The 21749-nt window shown below is 60.9% G+C and carries 20 protein-coding genes; 2 read left to right on the top strand and 18 right to left on the bottom strand.

The features are described 5' to 3' along the window. Positions 1–11: 11 nt before the first annotated feature. The 6 genes from JK232_RS16350 to pmbA all read right to left on the bottom strand — a co-directional run bounded on the left by JK232_RS16350 (position 12) and on the right by pmbA (position 4109). The gene (locus tag JK232_RS16350; protein WP_072931691.1) at positions 12–686 is read right to left on the bottom strand and encodes a DUF4310 family protein; all 675 of its coding nucleotides are present in this window, start codon (positions 684–686) and stop codon (positions 12–14) included. A gap of 2 nt (positions 687–688) precedes the next feature. Continuing rightward, positions 689–1465, bottom strand: a complete 777-nt coding sequence (locus tag JK232_RS16345) for a DUF4311 domain-containing protein (protein WP_072931688.1) — start codon at positions 1463–1465, stop codon at positions 689–691. Positions 1466–1493: 28 nt separating this feature from the next. Then, complete coding sequence (locus JK232_RS16340) at positions 1494–1790, bottom strand: DUF4312 family protein (protein ID WP_072931687.1); 297 nt, start codon at positions 1788–1790, stop codon at positions 1494–1496. After that, positions 1787–2152, bottom strand: coding sequence for a glycine-rich SFCGS family protein (locus JK232_RS16335; RefSeq protein ID WP_072931685.1), 366 nt, complete (start codon positions 2150–2152; stop codon positions 1787–1789). Before JK232_RS16335 ends, JK232_RS16340 begins: the two co-directional genes overlap by 4 nt. A gap of 18 nt (positions 2153–2170) precedes the next feature. Further along, positions 2171–2530 carry a glycine dehydrogenase gene (locus JK232_RS16330; protein WP_394853967.1) on the bottom strand — a complete coding sequence of 120 codons (360 nt, stop codon included), beginning with the start codon at positions 2528–2530 and terminating at the stop codon, positions 2171–2173. A gap of 238 nt (positions 2531–2768) precedes the next feature. Next, complete coding sequence (gene pmbA / locus JK232_RS16325) at positions 2769–4109, bottom strand: metalloprotease PmbA (RefSeq protein ID WP_072931681.1); 1341 nt, start codon at positions 4107–4109, stop codon at positions 2769–2771. Between the two features lie 286 nt (positions 4110–4395). Between pmbA and yjgA the strand changes: the two genes are divergently transcribed. Then, positions 4396–4947 carry a ribosome biogenesis factor YjgA gene (gene yjgA, locus JK232_RS16320; protein WP_072931678.1) on the top strand — a complete coding sequence of 184 codons (552 nt, stop codon included), beginning with the start codon at positions 4396–4398 and terminating at the stop codon, positions 4945–4947. Positions 4948–5043: 96 nt separating this feature from the next. On the opposite strand, the gene JK232_RS16315 is transcribed toward yjgA, so the two are convergent. The 5 genes from JK232_RS16315 to aaeX all read right to left on the bottom strand — a co-directional run bounded on the left by JK232_RS16315 (position 5044) and on the right by aaeX (position 10149). Beyond that, positions 5044–5313, bottom strand: coding sequence for a barstar family protein (locus JK232_RS16315; RefSeq protein WP_072931676.1), 270 nt, complete (start codon positions 5311–5313; stop codon positions 5044–5046). 65 nt (positions 5314–5378) lie between these two features. Continuing rightward, a complete protein-coding gene (locus tag JK232_RS16310) occupies positions 5379–6836 on the bottom strand; it encodes an NAD-dependent succinate-semialdehyde dehydrogenase (RefSeq protein WP_101828993.1) in 1458 nt (485 codons plus the stop codon). Positions 6837–7025: 189 nt separating this feature from the next. After that, entirely contained in the window at positions 7026–8993 is a 1968-nt protein-coding gene (gene aaeB / locus JK232_RS16305) for a p-hydroxybenzoic acid efflux pump subunit AaeB (protein WP_072931672.1), read from the bottom strand. A 9-nt stretch (positions 8994–9002) separates the two neighbouring features. Next, complete coding sequence (gene aaeA, locus JK232_RS16300) at positions 9003–9938, bottom strand: p-hydroxybenzoic acid efflux pump subunit AaeA (protein WP_072931671.1); 936 nt, start codon at positions 9936–9938, stop codon at positions 9003–9005. A 7-nt stretch (positions 9939–9945) separates the two neighbouring features. Then, positions 9946–10149: a p-hydroxybenzoic acid efflux pump operon protein AaeX gene (gene aaeX, locus JK232_RS16295; protein ID WP_072931669.1), complete on the bottom strand. Its 204-nt coding sequence runs from the start codon at positions 10147–10149 to the stop codon at positions 9946–9948. Positions 10150–10427: 278 nt separating this feature from the next. On the opposite strand from aaeX, the gene aaeR reads away from it, so the two are divergent. Further along, positions 10428–11360, top strand: a complete 933-nt coding sequence (gene aaeR, locus JK232_RS16290; RefSeq protein WP_072931667.1) for an HTH-type transcriptional activator AaeR — start codon at positions 10428–10430, stop codon at positions 11358–11360. Between the two features lie 58 nt (positions 11361–11418). On the opposite strand, the gene tldD is transcribed toward aaeR, so the two are convergent. From tldD to mreB, 7 genes are all read right to left on the bottom strand, one after another. Continuing rightward, on the bottom strand, positions 11419–12864 hold the full coding sequence (gene tldD / locus JK232_RS16285) for a metalloprotease TldD (RefSeq protein WP_101828994.1): 1446 nt from the start codon (positions 12862–12864) through the stop codon (positions 11419–11421). A gap of 65 nt (positions 12865–12929) precedes the next feature. After that, entirely contained in the window at positions 12930–16748 is a 3819-nt protein-coding gene (gene yhdP, locus JK232_RS16280) for an AsmA2 domain-containing protein YhdP (protein WP_212589413.1), read from the bottom strand. A 114-nt stretch (positions 16749–16862) separates the two neighbouring features. Further along, positions 16863–18332, bottom strand: coding sequence for a ribonuclease G (gene rng, locus JK232_RS16275; protein WP_072931661.1), 1470 nt, complete (start codon positions 18330–18332; stop codon positions 16863–16865). Then, positions 18322–18915: a Maf family protein gene (locus JK232_RS16270; RefSeq protein WP_072931660.1), complete on the bottom strand. Its 594-nt coding sequence runs from the start codon at positions 18913–18915 to the stop codon at positions 18322–18324. The genes rng and JK232_RS16270 overlap by 11 nt, the downstream gene beginning before the upstream one ends. Positions 18916–18923: 8 nt before the next feature. Further along, a complete protein-coding gene (gene mreD, locus JK232_RS16265; protein WP_072931658.1) occupies positions 18924–19412 on the bottom strand; it encodes a rod shape-determining protein MreD in 489 nt (162 codons plus the stop codon). Then, positions 19409–20440, bottom strand: coding sequence for a rod shape-determining protein MreC (mreC, locus tag JK232_RS16260; RefSeq protein WP_101828996.1), 1032 nt, complete (start codon positions 20438–20440; stop codon positions 19409–19411). Before mreC ends, mreD begins: the two co-directional genes overlap by 4 nt. A 200-nt stretch (positions 20441–20640) precedes the next feature. After that, positions 20641–21684, bottom strand: a complete 1044-nt coding sequence (gene mreB / locus JK232_RS16255; RefSeq protein ID WP_003855260.1) for a rod shape-determining protein MreB — start codon at positions 21682–21684, stop codon at positions 20641–20643. Positions 21685–21749 lie beyond the last annotated feature (65 nt).

The raw sequence follows: 21749 nt of genomic DNA, 5'->3' as shown, positions 1-21749 counted from the left end.
CGCGGCCGCCATCAGGAGAGCGTCACCGGGAACAGCGCGCCAAAGATCATCGCGCCGAGGATCGCCCCGCCGGTGATCGGCTTCTGCCAGAGGTAGAACAGCAGCGCGCCCAGCAGCGACCCGATGCCGATCGGGATCGAGGCGGTGATCGCTGACAGGATAATCAGCGGCCCGAGGAAACGCCCGGAGGTGTTGCCCGCGCCCATCATCACATCCGCGCCGTAGGTGGAGTTGCTCTGGTTGATGGTGAATTTGCGCGCCAGGATAATCAGGTAGCCAATCGCCAGCCCGGCCACCAGCCCGGTGATCAGCGAAGCGATAAAGTTCTCCACCGGGAAGACGATGCCCGCGCCGAGCAGCAGCGCCGGGATGCCCAGCCCGACGCCGGTCTGCACCGCGCCGCCGATGTCCAGCACGCCGACCAGCGAGCCTTCAATGATGCGGGCGAACAGGAAGCTCGCCCCGAAAGCCGCCACTGCGCCGTAAACGCCGGTGTCCATCCCGGCGCGCAGCATCGACACAAACGCCACTTCGTTAAACGCGCCGATGCCGTAGAGGTAGTACATGTGGGTACCGGCAAACACCCCGGAGGAGAGCAAGCCGACAAAGATCGGGAAAGACCAGTCGGCGTACCAGAACCCGGCTTTCTCCTGCGGAGCTGCTTTTTCGGTGATAAGGGTCGTCATGATTATTTCCCGCTCAGGGTGTTATGGATGTGCTCGAGCCAGCCGGGCACGCCGAGGGTGAAGGATTGCAGCAGCTTCATATCAAAGCCGCGGAAGAAGCCGCTCAGCACGAACAGCAGCACAATCACCGCCATCATGATTTTGGTGACGCGGTTCCAGCCGCTCTCTTCCACACCTTTGCCGATCAGGATGCCGAGCACCAGCCCCGGTACGGCGTTCCCCATGATAAGCTGCGCCAGCCCGCCGAACACCGTGCCCCAGAAGCCGGAGCGGCGGCCCGCATCAATCGCCGCCAGCCAGAAGATCACCGGCATCACGGTGTTCACCAGCAGGTTGGCGGCCGGCACCAGCACTTTCACCGCCGTGACCTGAAGCGCCGCCGGCACCGCCGAGGCGGTGGTATTGAGAAACGCCACCACCACCATGCCGATAAGCCCACAGGCCAGCGCCATTTTGCGCGGGTCGTGCAGGGTTTCCGCCAGGTTGCGGTTTTTCATCATGATCGCCGCCGCCCCCCAGTTGGGGATGATGCGGTGGTCAACATCCTGGGTGAAGGCCCCGGCCGCCACGGAGGAGGCCCAGGCGTTGAAGAAGAAGCCGAGGCCGAAGGAGAAGTGGGATGCCGGATCGCCCTCGCAGGCGTTCAGCTCGCCGAGCGTACGGAAGGCCCCCATGCCCTGCACCGTCGGCGCATGGAACATCCGCGCCGCGCCGGCACCCACGCCGACCCCCACCAGCCCGCCGATAATCAGCGATTTAAGCAGAATAATAAAAAACATCAGGACTCCTTATCTCTCGTTCCCGTGTTTAAGGGGTGGCGAACGTCACCTGCCCGGTATTAATGGCGGTAACGTTGACCGTAATATCCAGCGTGACGGCATACTGGCGCTTTTCACGCGGCAGAAAGAAGAACAGGAATTTTTCCCGCGTGATGGTTTCCTCTGCCGTTATTACCCGGAGATCCTGCGGCTCAATACGTAATAACACCGTCTCCGTGGAGTTCATTACTGCCTGCTGCACCTGGCTTAAGGCCGCGGAAAAGGCGGCGGCTTTGGTCGGGCCTTTTCCCTGTACCTGAACCGTGGTGGTATAGATCTGTTTCATGGTGTCTGGCCGAATTTTTTACGCCAGGCTTCCACCAGTTTCTGGCCTAATTCCTCTTTATCCATAAAACCGAATCCTAATACCGTGCAGCCTTCATTAATGGCAGTGACGCCTTCCTCTACGGAGCGCATACCGTGTTTGGCTTTATAACCATATTTATTCTGCGCGGTTATCGCCCCGGCCCCGCCGCTGCCGCAAAATGAGATGCCGAAGGTCGCGCCTTCTGCTTTCATCACATCGCCCAGCCGCATATCCGCCGCCATGCCCGGCACCACCACCGCCCGGCCGCCCGCGGCTTCCACGCCCTGCGCGACTTTCTGCCCTTTGCCCAGCCGGTCACCAATCACTACGGTAATATCCATTGTTATCCCCTTATCTGGTTACATGTCGTTATCGCGGGTATTTTCTTTTGCGACTTCAAAATGCACCGAGAGCAAATACGCCTCTTCAATCGGCAAATTACCGACGCTCCCGATGACCTGTTCCGCCAGCGCCATCGACTCTGCGGAAATATCCTCAAACAGATCTTTGTCCACTTCCGGCAACGGCTCCCCGGTAAAAGAGCGCAACACCATGGCGCGGATATGGGAATCCAGCATCTGTTGCTGTACGGCATTTGGGTAAATGGCCTGGCGGCGCAATAACCCCATTATTTCGGCCAATACCTCTTCCGTCCGGTTATCAGCCATTTCGGTATCCACCCTGACGGCGTGATGCCCCGGTGCGGTTCCATTATTCACGGCGCGTCTCCCTGCCGGTTATTTACGGGTAATGGGAATACCCTACGCGCAGCCGGGCACGCTGTGTAGACGCACTTTTTCCAGTTCAAACTGGAAATGAAATAGGCAGAAAAGATCCAATTCGCAAAACAGTCGGATTAAATGAAAAATAGGGGGGAACGGAAAATAAAAACAGGAAGAAAAACAGAAAGAAAAACGGCCCACTACGGGGCCGTTTTTAAAGGAAGGCGGGGAAGGCTTATTCGCCGGCGATTTTCATTTCCGGCAACAGCACCGAGCCGCACTGGATGTTGCTGCGGGTTTCGATGTCACTGCCGACGCTGACGATATTGCGCAGCATCTCTTTCAGGTTACCGGCAATGGTTATCTCGCTGACCGGGTACTGGATCTCGCCGTTCTCTACCCAGAAGCCGGACGCACCGCGCGAATAGTCACCGGTGACGCCGCTGACGCCCTGGCCCATCAGTTCCGTGACCATCAGGCCGGTGCCGAGCTGTTTCAGCATGGCGGTGAAGTCGTGCCCCTGCCCGGCAATACGCCAGTTATGGATGCCGCCCGCGTGGCCGGTGCTTTTCAGGCCGAGTTTGCGCGCTGAGTAGCTGGTCATCAGCCAGGTTTGCAGGATGCCGTCTTTCACGATGTCACGGCGCTGGGTGCGGACCCCTTCGCTGTCGAACGGCGTGGAGGCCAGCCCCTTCAACAGGTGCGGGTGCTCCTCAATCGTCAGCCACTCCGGCAGGATCTGTTTGCCCAGGCTGTCGAGCAGGAAGCTCGATTTGCGGTAGATGCTGCCGCCGCTGATGGCGCCGACCAGGTGGCCGAACAGGCCGGTCGCCACTTCGGAGGCAAACAGCACCGGCGCTTTCATGGTCTGTAGTTTGCGCGGCGACAGGCGGGAGAGCGTGCGGCGGGCGCACTCTTCCCCGACCCACTCCGGGCTTTGCAGATCGTCAATCGCGCGGCCGATGGTGTAGGCGTAGTCACGCTCCATGTCGCCGTTGTGCTCGGCAATCACGCAGCTCGACATCGAATGGCGGCTGGAGCAGTAGCTCTGCAACATGCCGTGGCTGTTGCCGAACACCTTGATGCCGACGTGGCTGTTGAAGCTGCCGCCTTCACTGTTGGTGATGCGTTTGTCAGCGGAAAGCGCCGCCTGTTCTGCCCGTGCCGCCAGCTCAATGGCGCGCTCGGCGTCCAGCTCGGTCGGGTGGAACAGATCGAGATCCGGGGCCTCAAAGGCCAGCAGTTCCGGGTCGGCGGCCCCAGCGTACGGGTCCGGCGAGGTGTAGCGGGCGATGTCCAGCGCTGCCTGCACCGTGCGGCTGATGGCCTCCGGGCTGAGATCGGTGGAGGAGGCACTGCCCTTGCGGTTCTGCCAGTACACCGTGATGCCCAGCGCGCCATCGCTGTTGAACTCCACGTTCTCCACGTCGCCAAACCGGGTGCTGACACTGATCCCGGTGGATTTACTGACGGCCACTTCGGCCTGATCGGCCCCGGCCTGCGCCAGTTCCAGGGCGCGGGCGACCGCCTGTTCCAGCGTTTTACGTTGCTCTGCAACTTGAGTGACTACTTTCATCGATCTGCCATAATTAATGAGATAATCGTCCGGAAACCGGCTGGGTTCGCCTGGGTTCCCGCTCCACGTCCACGGCGTTTTACACCTGATTGATAGGCTTGAGTCTAACAGAGATTCACATAAATTGATGGCGGCCGCCAATCCGCCGGGCATCTTTGCCCACAATCCGCGCAGCCTTGCGCCATAATAACCGGGCTGCGGGCGCGATCTTTGCTGCTAAACCCGGCTGTCGCTGGCGATCCACGCCGACAACCTGATAGGATTAGCCTCTTTTTTTGGAGTCCCCATGAACAAACCACACGAAGACTGGCTCGACGACGTCCCTGAGAATGAAAACGAAGAAGACGACGAGATTATCTGGGTCAGCAAAAGCGAAATTAAACGTGATGCCGAAGCGCTGAAAGATCTGGGCGCAGAGCTGATGGAGCTCGGCAAAAACGCGCTCGACAAAATCCCGCTGGATGAAGACCTGCGCGCCGCGATTGAACTGGCACAACGCATCAAAAAAGAGGGCCGCCGCCGCCAGTTGCAGCTGATCGGCAAAATGCTGCGCGCCCGCGATCCGGAGCCGATCCAGACCGCCCTCGACAAGCTGAAAAACCGCCATAACCAGCAGGTTTCCCTGTTCCATAAACTGGAAACGCTGCGTGATCGCCTGGTTGAAGAGGGTGACGACGCCGTGCCGGACGTCCTGGCGCTCTACCCGGACGCTGACCGCCAGCAGTTGCGGGCGCTGGTGCGTAACGCCCAGAAAGAGAAAGCTGCCAACAAGCCGCCGAAAGCATTCCGCCAGATTTTCCAGTACCTGCGCGAACTGGCCGAAGCCAAGGATCAGTAATCCCCACGCCGGGATCTGCCAGCCGGGGGGAGAGGAACTCGCCCTGTGGCTGGCCCGGCCGCCGGCTTTCCGGCGGCGCAATGATCGGCGGTGCGCTTACTGACGAATGTTAAAACGCAGCCCGCCTTCCAGCTCTTCCTCCGCCTCTTCAAACAACAGCACCAGCGCGCCGAAGCGTCGCTTTTTGCGTGCATTCAGGTTGACGAACTCAATCTCTACCGGCAGCCCAAGGCGGCCTGTCACCACATCCCACAGCGCATCCAGATTTGCCCCAAAACCGTCGCCCAGCGCAAACTCTCGCGCAAATTCGCCGTAAAACCGGGGCAGATCCGGTATCTGATTAAAGTCGAAAACCACTTTCCCCATGCACTTACTCCATCCTGATGAAATGTTTACCGTTACCGCACGTCAGGCCGGTTCACCCGCCCCCGTCAGAGATTGCCGAGGTGCAGGGTTTTGACTTCCAGGTACTCTTCCAGGCCCAGCACCGAGCCTTCACGCCCCAGCCCGGACTCCTTCACGCCGCCAAACGGGCCGAGCTCAGTGGAGACGGAGCACTCGTTGATGCCGATCATGCCGCTCTCCAGCGCCTGCGACACGCGGAACACCCGTTGCAGGTTCTGGGTATAGAAGTAAGCCGCCAGCCCGAACTCGCTGGCATTGGCGCGGCGGATAACCTCCTCTTCCGTACTGAAGCGCAGGCAGGCCGCCAGCGGGCCGAATGTCTCTTCGTGGGCCACCTGCATCTCGTCGGTGACATCCGCCAGCACCGTGGGCTGGTAGAAGTTGCCGCCCAGCGCGTGGCGCTCGCCGCCGGTGATGACCCGCGCGCCTTTGCCCAACGCGTCGCTGACGTGCTGTTCCACCTTTTCAACCCCTTTCGGCTCAATCAGCGGGCCGACCACCACGCCTTCGTCCATGCCGTTGCCGACTTTGAGCTTTTTCACTGCCTCCGCGAGGCGGCTGACGAATTCATCATAGATGCCGTCCTGGATATAGAAGCGGTTGGTGGCGACGCAGACCTGCCCGCTGTTGCGGAATTTGTTGGCGATCGCCCCCTGCACCGCCAGTTCCAGGTCGGCATCCTCAAACACGATGTAAGGCGCATTGCCGCCCAGCTCCATCGAGACTTTTTTCATGGTCTCTGCCGCGTTGCGGACCAGCGTTTTGCCCACTTCCGTGGAGCCGGTGAAGGAGATTTTACGCACGGTTTTGCTGGCCATGATGGCGTCGCTGATGGCATGGGTGTCACCTGCCACACCGTTCAGCACCCCTTTCGGCACCCCGGCGCGGTCTGCCAGTTCCAGCAACGCAAAGGCAGAGAGCGGCGTATTGTTGGCCGGTTTAATCAAGCCGGTACAGCCTGCCGCCAGCGCCGGGCCGAGTTTGCGCGTCAGCATCGCCAACGGGAAATTCCACGGGGTGATGGCGGCGACCACGCCAATCGGCTCACGGGTTGCCAGAATGCGCGCGCCGGGTTTGGTGCCGGGGATAATCTCGCCGTTGGCGCGTTTCGCCTCTTCGGCAAACCACTGGATGTAACTGGCGGCGTAGTCCACTTCGCCCAGCGCCTCTTTCAGCGGTTTGCCCTGCTCCGCCACCATCAGCTCGCCCAGGAAAGGTTTGTTTTCCTGAATCAGCTGATACCAGCGGTAAAGGATTTCCGAGCGTTCTTTGGCGGTTTTGCTGCGCCAGGCCGGGAAGGCCTCCGCGGCGGCGGCAATCGCGGCGTTGGTTTCCGCTTCACCGGCTTTCGCCACATTGGCGATGACCTCACCGGTAGCCGGGTCCTGCACCTCAAAGGTCTCACCGGCCTGCTGCCAGACGCCCGCCACAAAGTAGCCGGTTTTGAATAAGTCGTTTTTTTTCAGGCTGTCATAGCGCGCCATACTCTTCTCCTGATGCACACACGGCCTCAGCGCCGCGTGAAAAATAAAGCAGTCCAGCTAAGTATAGCGGTTTCTCATGGCATGGAGATGACGCGCCAATTCAGCCATCATTGCCTTTAATATCATCCAGTTATTGCTTCATCGCAAAAGGCGGGCAAAAAAAAGCCAGACCGGCGTCTGGCTTGGTTATCACGCGCTGAGCAGCGCATTTTCATATTTGTGCAGCATGTCTGCCAGCCGCTTCACCGGTTCGGTGACGTGGCGCGGAGCCTGGTAGTGCACCAGTTTTTGCTGGTACTCATTCAGCTCTTTCAGCAACCGGTCGTAGTAGTAGCGGCGCTTGACGTCATTGGTGGCGGTAACCACATGGTCGGCAGTGTTGCGGATCTGCTTATGGAACGCCGAGAGCTCCTCATTCACCGGGATTTCCGCCTGCCGCATCCGCTGGTGCGCGATGATCAGCGTCAGCGCCAGCCGGTATTTGGCGATGTCATTCGGGAACATCACCAGCAACTGGTTAAGCTGCTGATAGAGCGCCGGTAAATGGTTTTCACGGCGGCGTGACGCCTTGGTGGTCAACGCCGACACCGCGCTGCTCATCAGCCGGTTCAGCAGCGTGCGGCCGGTACGCTCTTTGGATTTATCGCGGATCAGCAGGATCACCACCAGCGCCACCCCGGCACCGATAAACTGGCCGGTGGCGTTATCGAGGAAGCTGGTGACGTTGAACGTCATCGGGTTGCTCAGCACCAGGATGTTGATGCTGCCCGCCAGCAGGCCCAGGGTGCCGAGCCGCCGCTTCTGCACTTCAATGCCGCAGATAAAGGTCAGCACGCCGAGGCACAGGCAGAGCAGCAATACGCTCTGCTGGGTGGCGGGCAGGATCAGCATAAAGTAGAGCGAGCCGACCGGGATCGCCACCATCATGCCCAGCACGAAATCCATCGCCATCATGCGCGGGTTCGGGGTGCGCATCGCCAGGGCGGTGACCACGCCGATGATGACCATAAAGCCGCTGCCGGACGTCCAGCCGGTCCAGAGCCAGATCAGGCTGCCCGCGGCAGTGGCCGCAAAGGTGCGCAGGCCGTTGATCATCGCGTGGTAACGCTCGGCGGAAGGGGTTTTGATCACCACTTCATCGCTCAGCACGCCCTCTTCCACATTGTTGATGCTGCTGTTGGTGCGTACGCCTTTTGCCAGCAACAGATAGCGCGAGGCGGCCCCGACCCAACTGGTGACGGTGACCGGCGCGCTGGCGTTGTTTGTCAGCAGGTGGCGCAGCACTTTCATCCGCTTATGCACCTCCGGCAGGGTGTCGGCCGGTTCATCAAACAGGCTGCGCACGCTGGCGGAGATCTCTTCCGGGTGGTTCAGCAGGATGAAATAGGTTTCGCACGCCTGGGTGATAAGCGTCAGCGACAGGGTATGCAACGCCCGCAGCCGCCGGTTGGCGCGCCCCCAGCGGGAGGATTCCATCATCAGGTGGTTGCGCATCCCGTTCAGGGCATTGGTGTTTTTCACCAGATCGCCCCAGGCTTTGTCCACGGTTTCCCGTTCGGCAGAACCGAGGCAGAGCTGCATCAGCCGGTATTGGTCCACCAGCAGTTTCTCCACCAGCCGGTCGATGTCCGCTTTGATGGAGCGCGGCGAGAACAGCAGATCGGCGATCACGGCACTGACGATCCCCAGCACAATTTCACTGCACCGCTCCACAGCGAACTGCGGGGTTTGCAGCGGGGTATTGGCAGAGGTGACGACGATAATCAGCGCGGTATAACCGGCCAGCCCCAGCGCGTAGGAGTTTTCCACCCGCACCAGTGATGACCACCAGGTACAGAAACCGGCCCAGATGCAGCAGAGCAGCAGCATCACCACCGGCGCGCGGATGGTGGCGATCATGATCACCAGCGCCGCCAGGCAGCCGATAAAGGTGCCGATGATCCGCAGCCAGCCGCGGTGGCGGATCGCGCCGGAGAACGGCTCGCCGCCGGCGACAAACGCCGGGCCGGCCACCACGATCGCGGCGGTCATCGCTGACCAGCGCGGCGTCACCAGCTCCAGATGGAAGCCGAGGATCAGCGCAAACAGAATGGCAAAAGTGAGCTTGAGCGCAAACCGCATCCGCGGAAAGGGAAACTCAACGTTGAGGCTTTTCATCGCTGCCCCTTAGCCGAACTCGCGCAAACGGTGCAGGAACTGCACAAACGGCGACTCCGTGGTCACGTCACGGTCATTGGTACCGGTTATCACCACCGTGGCCGTGGTGCCCGCCGGGTACGGGTGCGCCTGGTCAGCGGCATCCAGCCGGATGCGCACCGGCACGCGCTGCGCCAGGCGTACCCACTCCAGGTTGGAGTCCACGGTCGCCATGCCTTTGCTGTCCGGCGTGCTGCTGCTGTTATTGACCCCGGCGGCGATGCTGTCCACGGTGCCGTGCATGATGCGGTTACTGCCGAGCGGGGTGATTTCCACGCGATCACCGATATTCACCTGCGGCAGCTTGGTCTCTTCCATGTAGGCCAGAATGTAGAAGGTGTTTTTCTTCACCAGCGCCACGGCAGTCGAGCCGCGGGTGATGTAGTCCCCACCGTGCACGTTCAGGTTGGTGACCCAGCCGTCCGCCGGCGCTTTCACGTCAGTACGTTCCAGGTCGAGCTTCGCCAGGTCACGCGCGGCCACCGCTTTCGCCAGCTGGTGCTGGGCGGTTTGCAGCGAGTTGTTGGACTGGTCGATCTCCTCCTGCGACATCGCCTGGACACCCAGACGCACGCGGCGGCCCGCCTCACGTTTCTTCTCCGCCGCCAGCGCCTGGTAGTAGGCCACGTCGGCTTCGGCCTCTTCCAGCGCCTGCTGGTAACGCGGCTTGTCGACGGTGAACAGGATCTGCCCGGCTTTCACCAGCTGGTTATCTTTCACCGGCACATCGGTAATCAGCCCGGTGACGTCCGGTGCAATCCCCACCACATCGGCGGTGAATTTGGCATCGCGCGTCCACGGCGATTCGGTATAGAACACCCAGGCGCGGAAAATCGCGATGGCCGCGAGGATGACCAACAGCAGGGTGATCGCAATACGAATTATTTTTATAGAAAGGGTTTTCACAGCGACCTCAGACAAAGAGACAAGAAATCAGATAGAACAGACAGCAGTACAGCGCTGTATTGAACAGTGCAGGGTGCCAGACAAAATCATAGATCCCGGTGGGTTGCAGCAGCCGCCGCAGAATGAAAAACAGCGCCAGGGCGGCGAGTATTTCGAAAAAAACCGGGGGAAACGATAATCCGAAAATCACCATTACCGGAAGCAAACTCATCATTTATTCCTTATTGTTTACTCTGCCGGGCTAATACCTCACCATACCGCGCCGGTGCTTCAGCTATTTTAGGCAATATCCGGCACCTTCCACTGGGGAAGCGCAGGAAGGCGTTAAGAAAAAGTAAGCTGAAAGCAGTGCGGAGGTGTCGCGAGGAGAATTGATTGACTACAGATTCGCCCAATCAAAGGCACTTCACCCGTGGGACTATGGTAGCGTTGTTGTTATCAGTCTATCTACCTTATGTGATCTAAATCACTTTTAAGCCAGAGTGAATAATGGAACGACTCAAGCGCATGTCCGTGTTTGCCAAAGTAGTGGAGTGCGGCTCGTTTACCGCCGCGGCGCGCCAGCTGGAAATGAGTGTCTCCTCCATCAGCCAGACCGTCTCCAAACTGGAGAATGAGTTGCAGGTGAAACTGCTGAACCGCAGCACCCGCAGTATCGGCCTGACCGAGGCAGGGAAGATTTACTATCAGGGCTGCCGCCGTATGTTGCAGGATGTGCTGGAGGTGCATGAGCAGCTTTACGCCTTCAATAACACCCCGACCGGCACGCTGCGCATCGGCAGCTCCTCGACCATGGCGCAGAATGTGCTGGCGAACATGACCGCCGACATGATGCGCGAATACCCCGGCCTGACAGTAAACCTGGTGACCGGCATCCCCGCGCCGGATTTGATTGCCGACGGGCTGGACGTGGTGATCCGCGTCGGTGCGTTGCAGGACTCCAGCCTGTTCTCAAAACGCCTGGGCTCCATGCCGATGGTGGTGTGCGCCGCGCGCAGCTACCTGAACCAGCACGGCACGCCGGAGAAACCGGCCGACATCGTCAATTTCTCCTGGCTGGAATACAGCGTGCGGCCCGACAGCGAATTCGAACTGATCGCCCCGGAAGGGATCACCACCCGCCTCAGCCCGCACGGGCGTTTTGTCACCAATGACTCGCAGACCATGATCCGCTGGCTCAAGGCCGGGGCGGGCATCGCCTATGTGCCGCTGATGTGGATTATTGATGAGATTAACGCCGGTGAGGTGGAGATCCTGTTTGCCCGCTACCACTCTGACCCGCGCCCGGTGTACGCGCTCTATACCGAAAAAGACAAGCTGCCGCTGAAAGTGCAGGTGTGCATCAACTACCTGACGGAGTATTTCAACCAGGTCGGGACGCTGTTCAAGCAGTACCGTGAGCAGAAGCCGCTCGAGGAGTGAAGGCCGGAAAGCAGACTGCCCGCAGGCGCGGGCAGTCGGTGTGTATCAGGAGACAGGATTACGCGGTGCCGCCGACGGTGAGGGTGTTGAGTTTCAGCGTCGGCTGGCCAACGCCCACCGGCAGGCTTTGCCCCTCTTTGCCGCAGACGCCGACGCCCTTGTCGAGCGCCAGATCGTTGCCGACCATCGAAATCTGTTGCATCGCCTCGATGCCGGAGCCGATCAGCGTCGCGCCCTTCACCGGTTTGGTGATGCGCCCTTTCTCAATCAGGTAGGCTTCTGAGGTGGAGAACACGAACTTGCCGGAGGTGATGTCCACCTGGCCGCCGCCGAAGTTCGGCGCATAGAGGCCATACTCCACGCTGCTGATGATCTCTTCCGGCGTGGACTGCCCGGCCAGCATGTAGGTGTTGGTCATGCGCGGCATCGGCAGGTGCGCGTAGGACTCACGGCGGCCGTTGCCGGTCGGGGCCACACCCATCAGGCGCGCGTTGAGTTTGTCCTGCATGTAGCCTTTCAGGATGCCGTTCTCGATCAGCACGTTGTACTGGCCCGGCACGCCTTCGTCGTCAATCGCCAGCGAGCCGCGCAGCCCCTGGAGGGTGCCGTCATCCACCACGGTGCAGAGTTCAGAGGCCACCAGCTCGCCCATCTGGCCGCTGAATACCGAGGTGCCGCGACGGTTGAAGTCCCCTTCCAGGCCGTGGCCGACCGCCTCATGCAGCAGCACGCCCGGCCAGCCTGCGCCGAGCACTACCGGCATCGCCCCGGCCGGGGCCGCGACGGCGGAGAGGTTCACCAGCGCCATACGCACCGCTTCGCGCGCCCAGGCTTCCGCCCGCACTTCGCCGTTTTCGTTCTGCAGGAAGAAGTCATAACCGAAACGCCCGCCGCCGCCGCTGGAGCCGCGCTCGCGTTTGCCGTCCTCTTCCACCAGCACACTCACGGAGAGCCGCACCAGCGGGCGCACGTCCGCCGCCAGCGTGCCGTCGGTGGCCGCCACCAGCACGGTTTCATACACGCCGGTCAGGCTGGCGCTGACTTCCTGCACGCGGCGGTCAGCGGCGCGCGCCGCCTTGTCCACCCGGTGCAGCAGGGCGATTTTCTCTTCACGCGGCAGGCTTTGCAGCGGGTCGAGCAGCGGGTAAAGCGCGGTGTGGTTGACGGCGCCCAGCGTATGAATTTTGCCGCTGCCGTTCTCACGCACGATGTTACGTGCCGCCTGGGCGCTCAGGTTCAGCGCGTTCAGCGTCAGTTGGTCGGCGTAGGCGAAGCCGGTTTTCTCACCGCTGACGGCGCGCACGCCGACACCCTGGTCGATGTTGTAGGAGCCGTCTTTGATGATGCTGTCTTCAATCACCCAGGCTTCATGGTAACTGGACTGGAAATAGAGGTCGGCATAGTCGAGGCGACGCTCAGCCAGTTGACCCAATACCGAGGAAAGGTCTTGGTGCGTAAGGTTGTTCGCAGTAAGTAACTGCTCACTAGCAAAGGCCAGGCTCATAGTATCTTCACTCATTGTTATAGGGTTCCGGTGCGGCGCACCGGATTCGGGGATGTTGCGCCCGGCTACTTCGCCCCGGCCGCTTTCGGCTCGCGCAACACCTCATTAATCTTGGGTTGATCCAAGTTACCACTGATGTGGTAACGGATCAGGGAGATTTTGTTCCAGAGCGGTGCCAGCGCTTTGGTGGCGGCAAACACCGCCGCGCCAATCACCGGGTTTATCACAAACGCGGTGGCCACCCCCACCGTGGCGGAGATTTCCGGCGCGATCACCGCTTCCATCTCAATCTGCCGGCGCACCAGATCCACCTGCCCGTTCATGGCGATGTCAGCGGCCAGCCCATCCACCAGCAGGTCATCCGTGTGCAGCACGCCATCCTTGATCCAGATAGTGGATTTAATGGAGTCGAAATAGAAACCTTTACCGAAGGTATCACTAAAATCAAGCTGCAACTTGCGCAGCAGGGCATCGAAACTGATCAGCCGCAGCAATTGCCCGGCGCGGCCGCCGCCGAGATCGGCGATTTCCCCTTTGCCCAGCGCGCTGTTCAGCGTGCCGTTCAGCGTCGGGATGGATGGTTTCCACGGTTCGCCCTGCCAGTGCAGATCAAACGCCACATTGAACGGCGCGGCTTTCAGCGGGGTTGAGAGGCCAAGCCAGGCGGCGGCTTCATCAATTTTCTCGCCCTGCAATGTCCCTTTCAGCCCGGTACGCGATCCGGCGCTGCCCTGTTGCCACTGGCCGTCCACCGTCAGGCGCATTTTGCCGGTGTCCACCAGCCCGTTACGCAGCGTAAGGGTGTCGCCCTGCGGCGTGACATCCGCCTCCACCCGGCCCACATTCTGGCCGTAGAACCAGCAGCTCCGGCAGCGCAGCATCACCGATGGCCAGTTGCTGAAGGAGATGTTTTCGCCGAACGGATTGCTGCCGGTGCCGGAGGCGCGCTCGCCGGTGGCCGCGGCGAACTGCGGATTATAATAAAGGTAGCGGATATCCGCCTGCCACGGCGCACTTTCCGCCATTTTCAGGGTGCCGTCCGCTTCATCCGCGTGTACCTGCGCCTGCATCCCGCCCGCTTGCTGGGTGGTGTTCACCGCGACGTTATGCCAGCTCTGCCCGCCGGCCTCCAGCACCGGGGTGGTCAGGGTGACCAGTTTCGGGAAATGGAACGCCAGCGCCGGGGCGGCATTGGCCGCTGCCGGGATAGCCTGCGCCGGTGACAGCAGCGCCAGCCAGCTTTCGCCATCCAGCGCCGGGAGGTCGAGCGTCAGGCTGCTGTCGGCAGGCAGCGGGGGTGGGGTGGCGCTATGGCGCTGCCAGGCGGCGCGGTCAAGGGTCAGTGCGTCCCCCAGCAGCCAGCGGCTGTTAAAGGCGTTCTCTTTGCCGACGCGCCCGGTCAGGTTAAAGCTTTTCAGCCCACCTTTCGCCCTGGCAGTCAGCAGCAGCGGCTCACCGGCGGTTTTGCCCAGCGGCGCGGGTAAGTGACTGCTTACTGCTTTTAGATCCACGCTGGCCTCTACGTCATACTCCGGCTTGCCCTGGTGCGGCAGGGTAATGCCGACCTGGCTTTTCCAGGCGGCGCTGCCGCCCAGGGCCGGAATAGCCGCCGCCGGTAAGCCCGGCAGCCTGGCAGGTTGCCAGTCACCGGACAGGTTCACCTTGATGCCCATGCTCTGCGGCTGCTCCTGGGTGGAGAAATCCACCGCCAGCGGTTGCCCCAGCCAGTTGCCCTGCATCGGTTCGCTTTGCAGGTTGCCGTTGTCATAGCGGAAGCGGCCGTTCAGGTGCTTGATGGTGGTGTTCAGCGGTTTAATCAGCAGGCTGTTATCCGCCAGTTGCACATCACCGCTGGCCCTGACCTGCTGGCCGTTCAACGGAATATCGAGATGTAAGCGCCCACTGACATCGCCGCCGATCTGCAATTCATCCAGCGCGGCCCCCAGCGAGCCTTTCAGGGGGGTCTGGTTGAAGTAATTTCCCACTTCTTTACCCGCACCCCGGATATCGGCATCCACCAGCAGCTTCTGTTTCAGGTAATCCGGGATTGCGGCCACCACATTATTGCCCTGCACCTGCCCCAGCGTGGTATGGGCCGCTTTCATAAACAGGCCGTCGTTGAGGAAGTTGAGGTCGATGTCCAGATCCTGCAACGCCGGCCAGCCCGGCTGGAAGCGGAAGGTGGACGCGCGCAGCGGCACATAAACCTGGAACTGGCCGTCATTGTGTTTGTAAGGGAACAGGTGCGGGTTCCCGGCGTAGACCAGCGTGGCGTTCTCCACCTGCCCGCCCTGGATCGCCCCGCTCAGGTAATCCACCAGATGGGTGCCCATCAGCGGTTCCGGGAAGTAGCGCCAGGCGTCACCGGCGTCATACAACCGGATACCGGAGAGAATCGACAGCCACGGCGTACCGTTGGCCGGCTGCATATAGTCGAAATCACCGGTGGCCCACAGCGAGCGCGCCTGCACGTCCAGCCCGCGCCCCCAGAGTTCCAGCCGGTCGCTGTTGTTGACCCAGCCAATCGCCCCCTGCGCGCGGTGCACTTCCAGCGGCGCGCGGAACATCTCGCCATACGGCAACACGCTCTCGTTGAGGTCCAGATCCAGCCGTCCCTGCGGCACGCTGCCGCTCAGCGTCCCGGCGAAATGGCTGACGCCCGGCAATACTTTCCAGTGCTGCCAGCTGACGTCATGCCATTTCGCCTGGAAACGGGTCAGTTCCGGCTGCTTGAGCGGGATGTCGAGCGCCAGCGCATCAATATGCCCGGCGGGTTTCAGGTCATTCCAGCGGTCCAGCAGATTGGGCGAGAGGAACGCCACCATCGGCAACAGCGGCCCGAGGCGCTCAATGCGGATATGGCGGGTGCGCAGGCGTAACTCTTCGCGTTGATTCGGGCCGAGGAAATCGGTGTTTTCCGGCAGCCACAACGCAGAGATGCCGCCGCGCGGCCACGGTTGGCCGTCGGTCTGCAACGCCAGTTGCGGCACATCAAATTGCCAGCCGCGCCCCTGCCGTTTCGCATGGAGGGAGAGATCCGCCACCTCGAGCCGGTGCGGCTGGCCGTCGATGTTCCAGCGCGCCTCGCCCTGCCGTACCCGCGCATCGCCCCCGGCAATTTCGCCGTTCTGCACCTGCAACCAGGCCGCCAGGCTGACGTTGCCGGTTTGCAGGCCGGTGTTGCGGCGCAGCCAGCGCCCCAGCCACGGCTTGAGATCCACATCGTCCGCCTGCAGATAGACCGTGCCGTTGTTCAGCAGCCCCTGGCTGTCGTGCAGGTCCATGCGCAGTTGCACCACGCCATGCTGGCCGGTAAAGGTTGAGAGGCTGAGCTGCCCCTCCGCGCGGTGGCGGTTGTCGCTGTTAAGCCAGGTGAGTTGCGGGATGTCAAACACCGCGCGCGGGCCGGAAGGCGTCAGGAACGAGATGCGGCTGTTGCGCAGGTCAAAGTGGTCAACCTGCTTGAGGAAAAGGTTGCTGATTTCATTGGGTTCCACCGAGCTGCCCTGGTGGTCGCGGCCGCCGAGGGTGGAATCCAGGTCGAGCTGGAGGTTATAGAAGGTAAGGTCGCGGAACTGCCAGCGCCAGTGCAACAGCGATTGCCAGACATCCAGCGCCAGCGTGACGCGCTCCAGCTGCCAGGTGGAATCCGGCAGCCGCGCCTGTAAGCCGTTGACTTCCAGCGTCGGGCCGAAGGTTTCCCAACGGCCGGTTAACTTTTCTACCCTGACCGGTACCCCGCTCACCGCCTCGATTTTGCTCAGCAATTGCGGGCGGAACGTGTCCAGCTTCGGCAGCGCCAACCGTAACCCACTGATCAACAACGCCACCATCACAATAATGGTGGCGCAGGTGGTTAACAGAATACCCGGCACTCGCCTCACGCGTTTCTCCTTTCATCCCGTTGTCATCAGTACGGGATACGACATCAAATTAATTTACAGCCATGCGTGACGCAGGGGCGACAACATGCCGGCAGCCTCGTGCCGCCGGCCAGGTTACATCATGACGACGTCAAATTGTTCCTGGTTATAGAGCGGCTCGATCTGCACTTTGACCTGTTTGCCGACGAAAATTTCCACTTCCGCCAGCGCATGGGACTCTTCGCCTTTCAGCGCTTCGCCCACCGCCTGCGAGGCGTAGACCAGGAAACGGTCAGCATCATACGCATGATGCACGCGCACAATTTCGCGCAGGATCTCATAACAGACCGTTTCCACCGTTTTCAGCGTGCCGCGGCCATGACAGGTTGGACAATCATGACAGAGCACATGTTCCACGCTTTCACGCGTGCGTTTGCGGGTCATCTCCACCAGGCCGAGCTGGGAGAAACCATTGATGCTGGTTTTCACCCGGTCTTTGCTCAGTGCCTGCTCCAGCGAATGCAGCACGCGGCGGCGGTGGTCCTCGTTGCTCATGTCGATAAAGTCGATGATGATAATGCCGCCGAGGTTACGCAGCCTTAACTGGCGGGCGATGGCCTGCGTCGCTTCGACGTTGGTGTTGAAGATGGTTTCATCAAGGTTGCGGTGGCCGACAAATGCCCCGGTGTTGATGTCGATGGTGGTCATCGCCTCGGTCTGGTCGATAATCAGGTAACCGCCCGATTTCAGTTCGACTTTGCGCTCCAGCGCCCGCTGGATCTCGTTTTCCACATCGTAGAGATCGAAAATTGGCTGCTTGCCGGTGTAGTGCTCCAGCTTGCTGGTGAGTTCCGGCATATATTCGCCGGTGAACTCCAGCAACAATTCGTAGGTCAGGCGGGAATCGACGCGGATGCGATCCAGCGCTGCGCCGGCGAAATCACGCAGGATGCGCTGCGCCAGCGCCACTTCACCATACAGCTTGCACTTGGTGACATTGCGTTTTTTGCGCTCGGTGACTTTCGTCCAGAGGCGTTTGAGGAAGGCGGCGTCCTGGGACAGCTCCTCCGCCCCTACCCCTTCGGCGGCGGTGCGGATAATAAAGCCGCCCAGATCGTCACAGTACGCGGAAACGATTTTCTTCAGGCGATCACGCTCCGCCTCACTGGCGATGCGCTGTGACACGCCGACATGCGCCGCGCCCGGCATAAACACCAGGTAACGCGACGGCAGGGTGATGTCGGTGGTGAGGCGCGCGCCCTTGGTGCCGAGCGGGTCTTTCACCACCTGCACCATTAAATCCTGCCCCTGGCGCACCAGCTCGGCGATGTCACGCACGTGGAAATTTTTGCGCTCGTCCCCGGCCACGCACTCGGTGTGCGGCATGATGTCGGAGGCGTGGAGGAAGGCGGCCTTGTCGAGGCCGATGTCCACAAAGGCGGCCTGCATCCCCGGCAACACACGGCTGACGCGGCCCTTGTAGATGTTGCCGGCGATGCCGCGTTTGGCTTCGCGCTCGATGTGGATCTCTTGCAGAATGCCGCCGTCAATATAGGCGACCCGTGTCTCTGAGGGGGTGATGTTTACCAGTAATTCAGCGGTCATGGTCTCTCCTTACCTTGCGGACAGCCATAAACTGGCTGTACAGCTCCTGTGTCTCCACCAGCGGCAACCCGACCACGGCCGGGTAGCTGCCGCGGATCTCCCGCACAAAACAGCCGCCTTTGCCCTGGATGCCATACGCACCCGCCTTGTCAAAGGGTTCGCCACCGGCGATATAGTGTTGAATCTCGTCTGAGGAGAGTACGCGGAAAGTGACCTCCGTCGTCACCAGCGTGCAGAGCAGATCGCCCCGGTCGGCTATCGCCACCGCGGTCATCACCTGGTGCTGCCTGCCGGACAGCGCCTGCAACATCTCTGCGGCGTGCTCCGCGTCACGCGGCTTCTCCAGCACCTGCCCCTCTAATACCACGATAGTATCAGAACCGAGGACCGGCAAATCCTGCGGGGCAGCGGCCACCCCGGCCAGCGCCTTGTCCTGTGCCAGCCGCCGTACATAGCCTTCCGGCGTCTCTTCCGGACGGCGCACCTCTTCCACGTCCGCCACAATACGTTCGAACGGGATCTCCAGCAGGGAGAGCAATTCATGCCGCCGCGGGGAGGCGGAAGCCAGATAGAGCGAAGTCATCTTGGTCCTCATTGTACGGCAAATTGACGGCGGATTTTACGCATCAACAGGAACAGCCACGGCCACAGGATGCCGTCAATCACACTACTCCAGAATACTTCCGGTCGGAACGACACATTTATCACTAAAAATTCAGCCCAGAACACCACAACGTGCATCGCCAGCGAGAGCAGCATCACAATCAGCGCTTGTTGCCATAATGCCATGTTGCGGAACAGCTGGAATTTGAAGGCCACCAGATAAGCGATGATGCCCAGCGCCAGCGCCCTGACCCCAAGCGTGGAGCCGAGGATCAGGTCATTGAGCAGGCCGAGGATAAAGCCGGTACCGACATTCACCCGGTGCGGCAGCGCCATCACCCAGTAAATGAGCAGCAGCGTCAGCCACGAGGGCCGGAACATGTAGATCTGTTCAGGCCAGGGCATAATTTGCAGCAACATGGCAATAAAGAACGAGATCCAGATTATCCAGCGCCCGTGGCTGCGGTAGCGGTTCATGGCTGTGTCCCCCTGGCCGGCGAAGCCGGTGCCGCACCGTTAACCGGGGCAGCACCGTTTGCCGGTACAGCATTAGTCGCCGGGGCCGGAGCCGGGGCGGGTGGCCCCATCTCATTGGCGCGCGGCAATACCTGCGGCATCATCTGCATCAGGCGTTCATTGGCGACGCGGTGCACTTCGTCCGGCGGCAGGGGCATGTCCCCATTACGGTCAGACCCCCACAGCAGCAGCAGATAGCGCAAACGTTGCAGGCCGGCCGTCGGGCGGGCCTGGATAACCGTGTAGGCGCGCTGGTTGTCCACTTTCACCGAGGAGACCACCGCCACCGGATACCCTTCCGGGAAGCGGCCGCCGAGGCCGGAGGTCACCAGCACATCGCCGACACGGATGTCCGTGTTGCTCGGCAGGTGCTCAAGCTGAAGGTCATCGGTACAGCCGCTGCCTGCGGCAATTACCCGGATGTCATTACGCAGCACCTGAATCGGCAACGCGTGGGATGCATCGCAGATAAGCAACACGCGGCTGGTGAATTGCGCCACCGCCACCACCTGCCCGACCACGCCCTTGTCACTGATCACCGGCTGGCCTTCATAGACGCCGTTTTCAGAGCCCTTGTCGATAACCACCTGGTCGCTGTACGGGTCGGTGCCGGTGGAGATCACCTGCGTGACCATCTTCTGCTCGTCCTGGCGCAGGGGTGACCCCAGCAATTCACGCAGGCGGGCATTTTCCTGCTTGAACTGGCCAAGCAGCAGTTGATCGCTGTTTTTCAGTAGCAGCTCCTGGCGGAGCGCACGGTTTTCCAGCTCGAGCTGCTGGCGGGTCGCCAGCGTGTCAGAGACGCTGTCGAGCAGTTTGCGCGGGCCATTAGACAGGAAATAGAAGGGACTGACGGCCGTATCCATATAGGTACGGATCTTCATGAAGGTACCGAGACGGCTGTCGGCGATAATCAGGGCAATCGCCGCGACAATAGCCAAAAAGAGACGTAATTGCAGGGAAGGCCCCCTGCTAAAAATCGGCTTCATAAATTATGCGGATTCCTCGACGACAGAAGGGGGTAGCCACATGGCGTGAAAGCCGTTCACGCCCGGCACGCAGGTCAACCAAACCGGGCAGGCCGGCGCACCCTGCGTGGGTACGCCCTTAATGCCGTGACACAGCGGTTCATGCTTGCGCACCGCGATGTGCGCCACCCCTTCCCAGGGCTGATGAGATGTTGCGCGGATTACTCTTCGCTGAACAAATCGCCGCCGTGCATGTCGATCATCTCCAGCGCCTTGCCGCCGCCACGGGCAACACAGGTCAGCGGATCTTCTGCCACGACCACCGGGATGCCCGTCTCTTCCATCAGCAGGCGGTCGAGGTTACGCAGCAGCGCGCCGCCGCCGGTCAGTACCATGCCGCGCTCGGAGATGTCCGAGGCGAGTTCCGGCGGGCACTGCTCCAGCGCCACCATCACCGCGCTGACGATGCCGGTCAGCGGCTCCTGCAACGCTTCGAGGATCTCGTTGGAGTTCAGGGTAAAGCCGCGCGGCACACCCTCAGCCAGGTTACGGCCGCGCACTTCAATTTCGCGCACTTCGTCACCTGGGTAGGCGGAGCCGATTTCGTGTTTGATGCGCTCTGCGGTCGCTTCACCAATCAGCGAGCCGTAGTTACGGCGCACATAATTAATGATGGCTTCGTCAAAACGGTCACCGCCGATACGGACAGAAGAAGAGTAGACCACGCCGTTCAGGGAGATCACGGCCACTTCGGTGGTACCGCCACCAATATCCACCACCATGGAGCCGGTCGCTTCAGACACCGGCAGGCCGGCGCCGATTGCCGCGGCCATCGGTTCTTCAATCAGGAAGACTTCACGTGCGCCTGCGCCCTGCGCGGACTCACGGATTGCCCGGCGTTCAACCTGGGTCGCGCCAACCGGCACGCACACCAGCACACGCGGGCTTGGGCGCATAAAGCTGTTGCTGTGGACCTGTTTGATGAAGTGCTGAAGCATTTTTTCAGTCACAAAGAAGTCAGCAATCACGCCGTCTTTCATCGGGCGGATAGCCGCGATGTTGCCGGGCGTACGCCCCAGCATCTGTTTGGCGTCATGGCCCACCGCCGCAACGCTCTTAGGGGAACCGGCACGATCCTGGCGAATGGCAACCACCGACGGTTCATTCAATACAATGCCTTGCCCTTTAACATAGATCAGGGTATTGGCCGTACCCAGGTCGATGGACAAGTCATTGGAAAACATGCCACGGAATTTCTTAAACATAACGAAAGGATAATCCTGCAAGCTGGGGGCGGAAAATAAAATCCGCCTACTTTACCAACCACGCG

The organism is Nissabacter archeti (assembly GCF_018257325.1).
Lineage (GTDB): Bacteria > Pseudomonadota > Gammaproteobacteria > Enterobacterales > Enterobacteriaceae > Chimaeribacter > Chimaeribacter arupi.
This window is presented reverse-complemented; position numbering and strand designations above follow the sequence as displayed.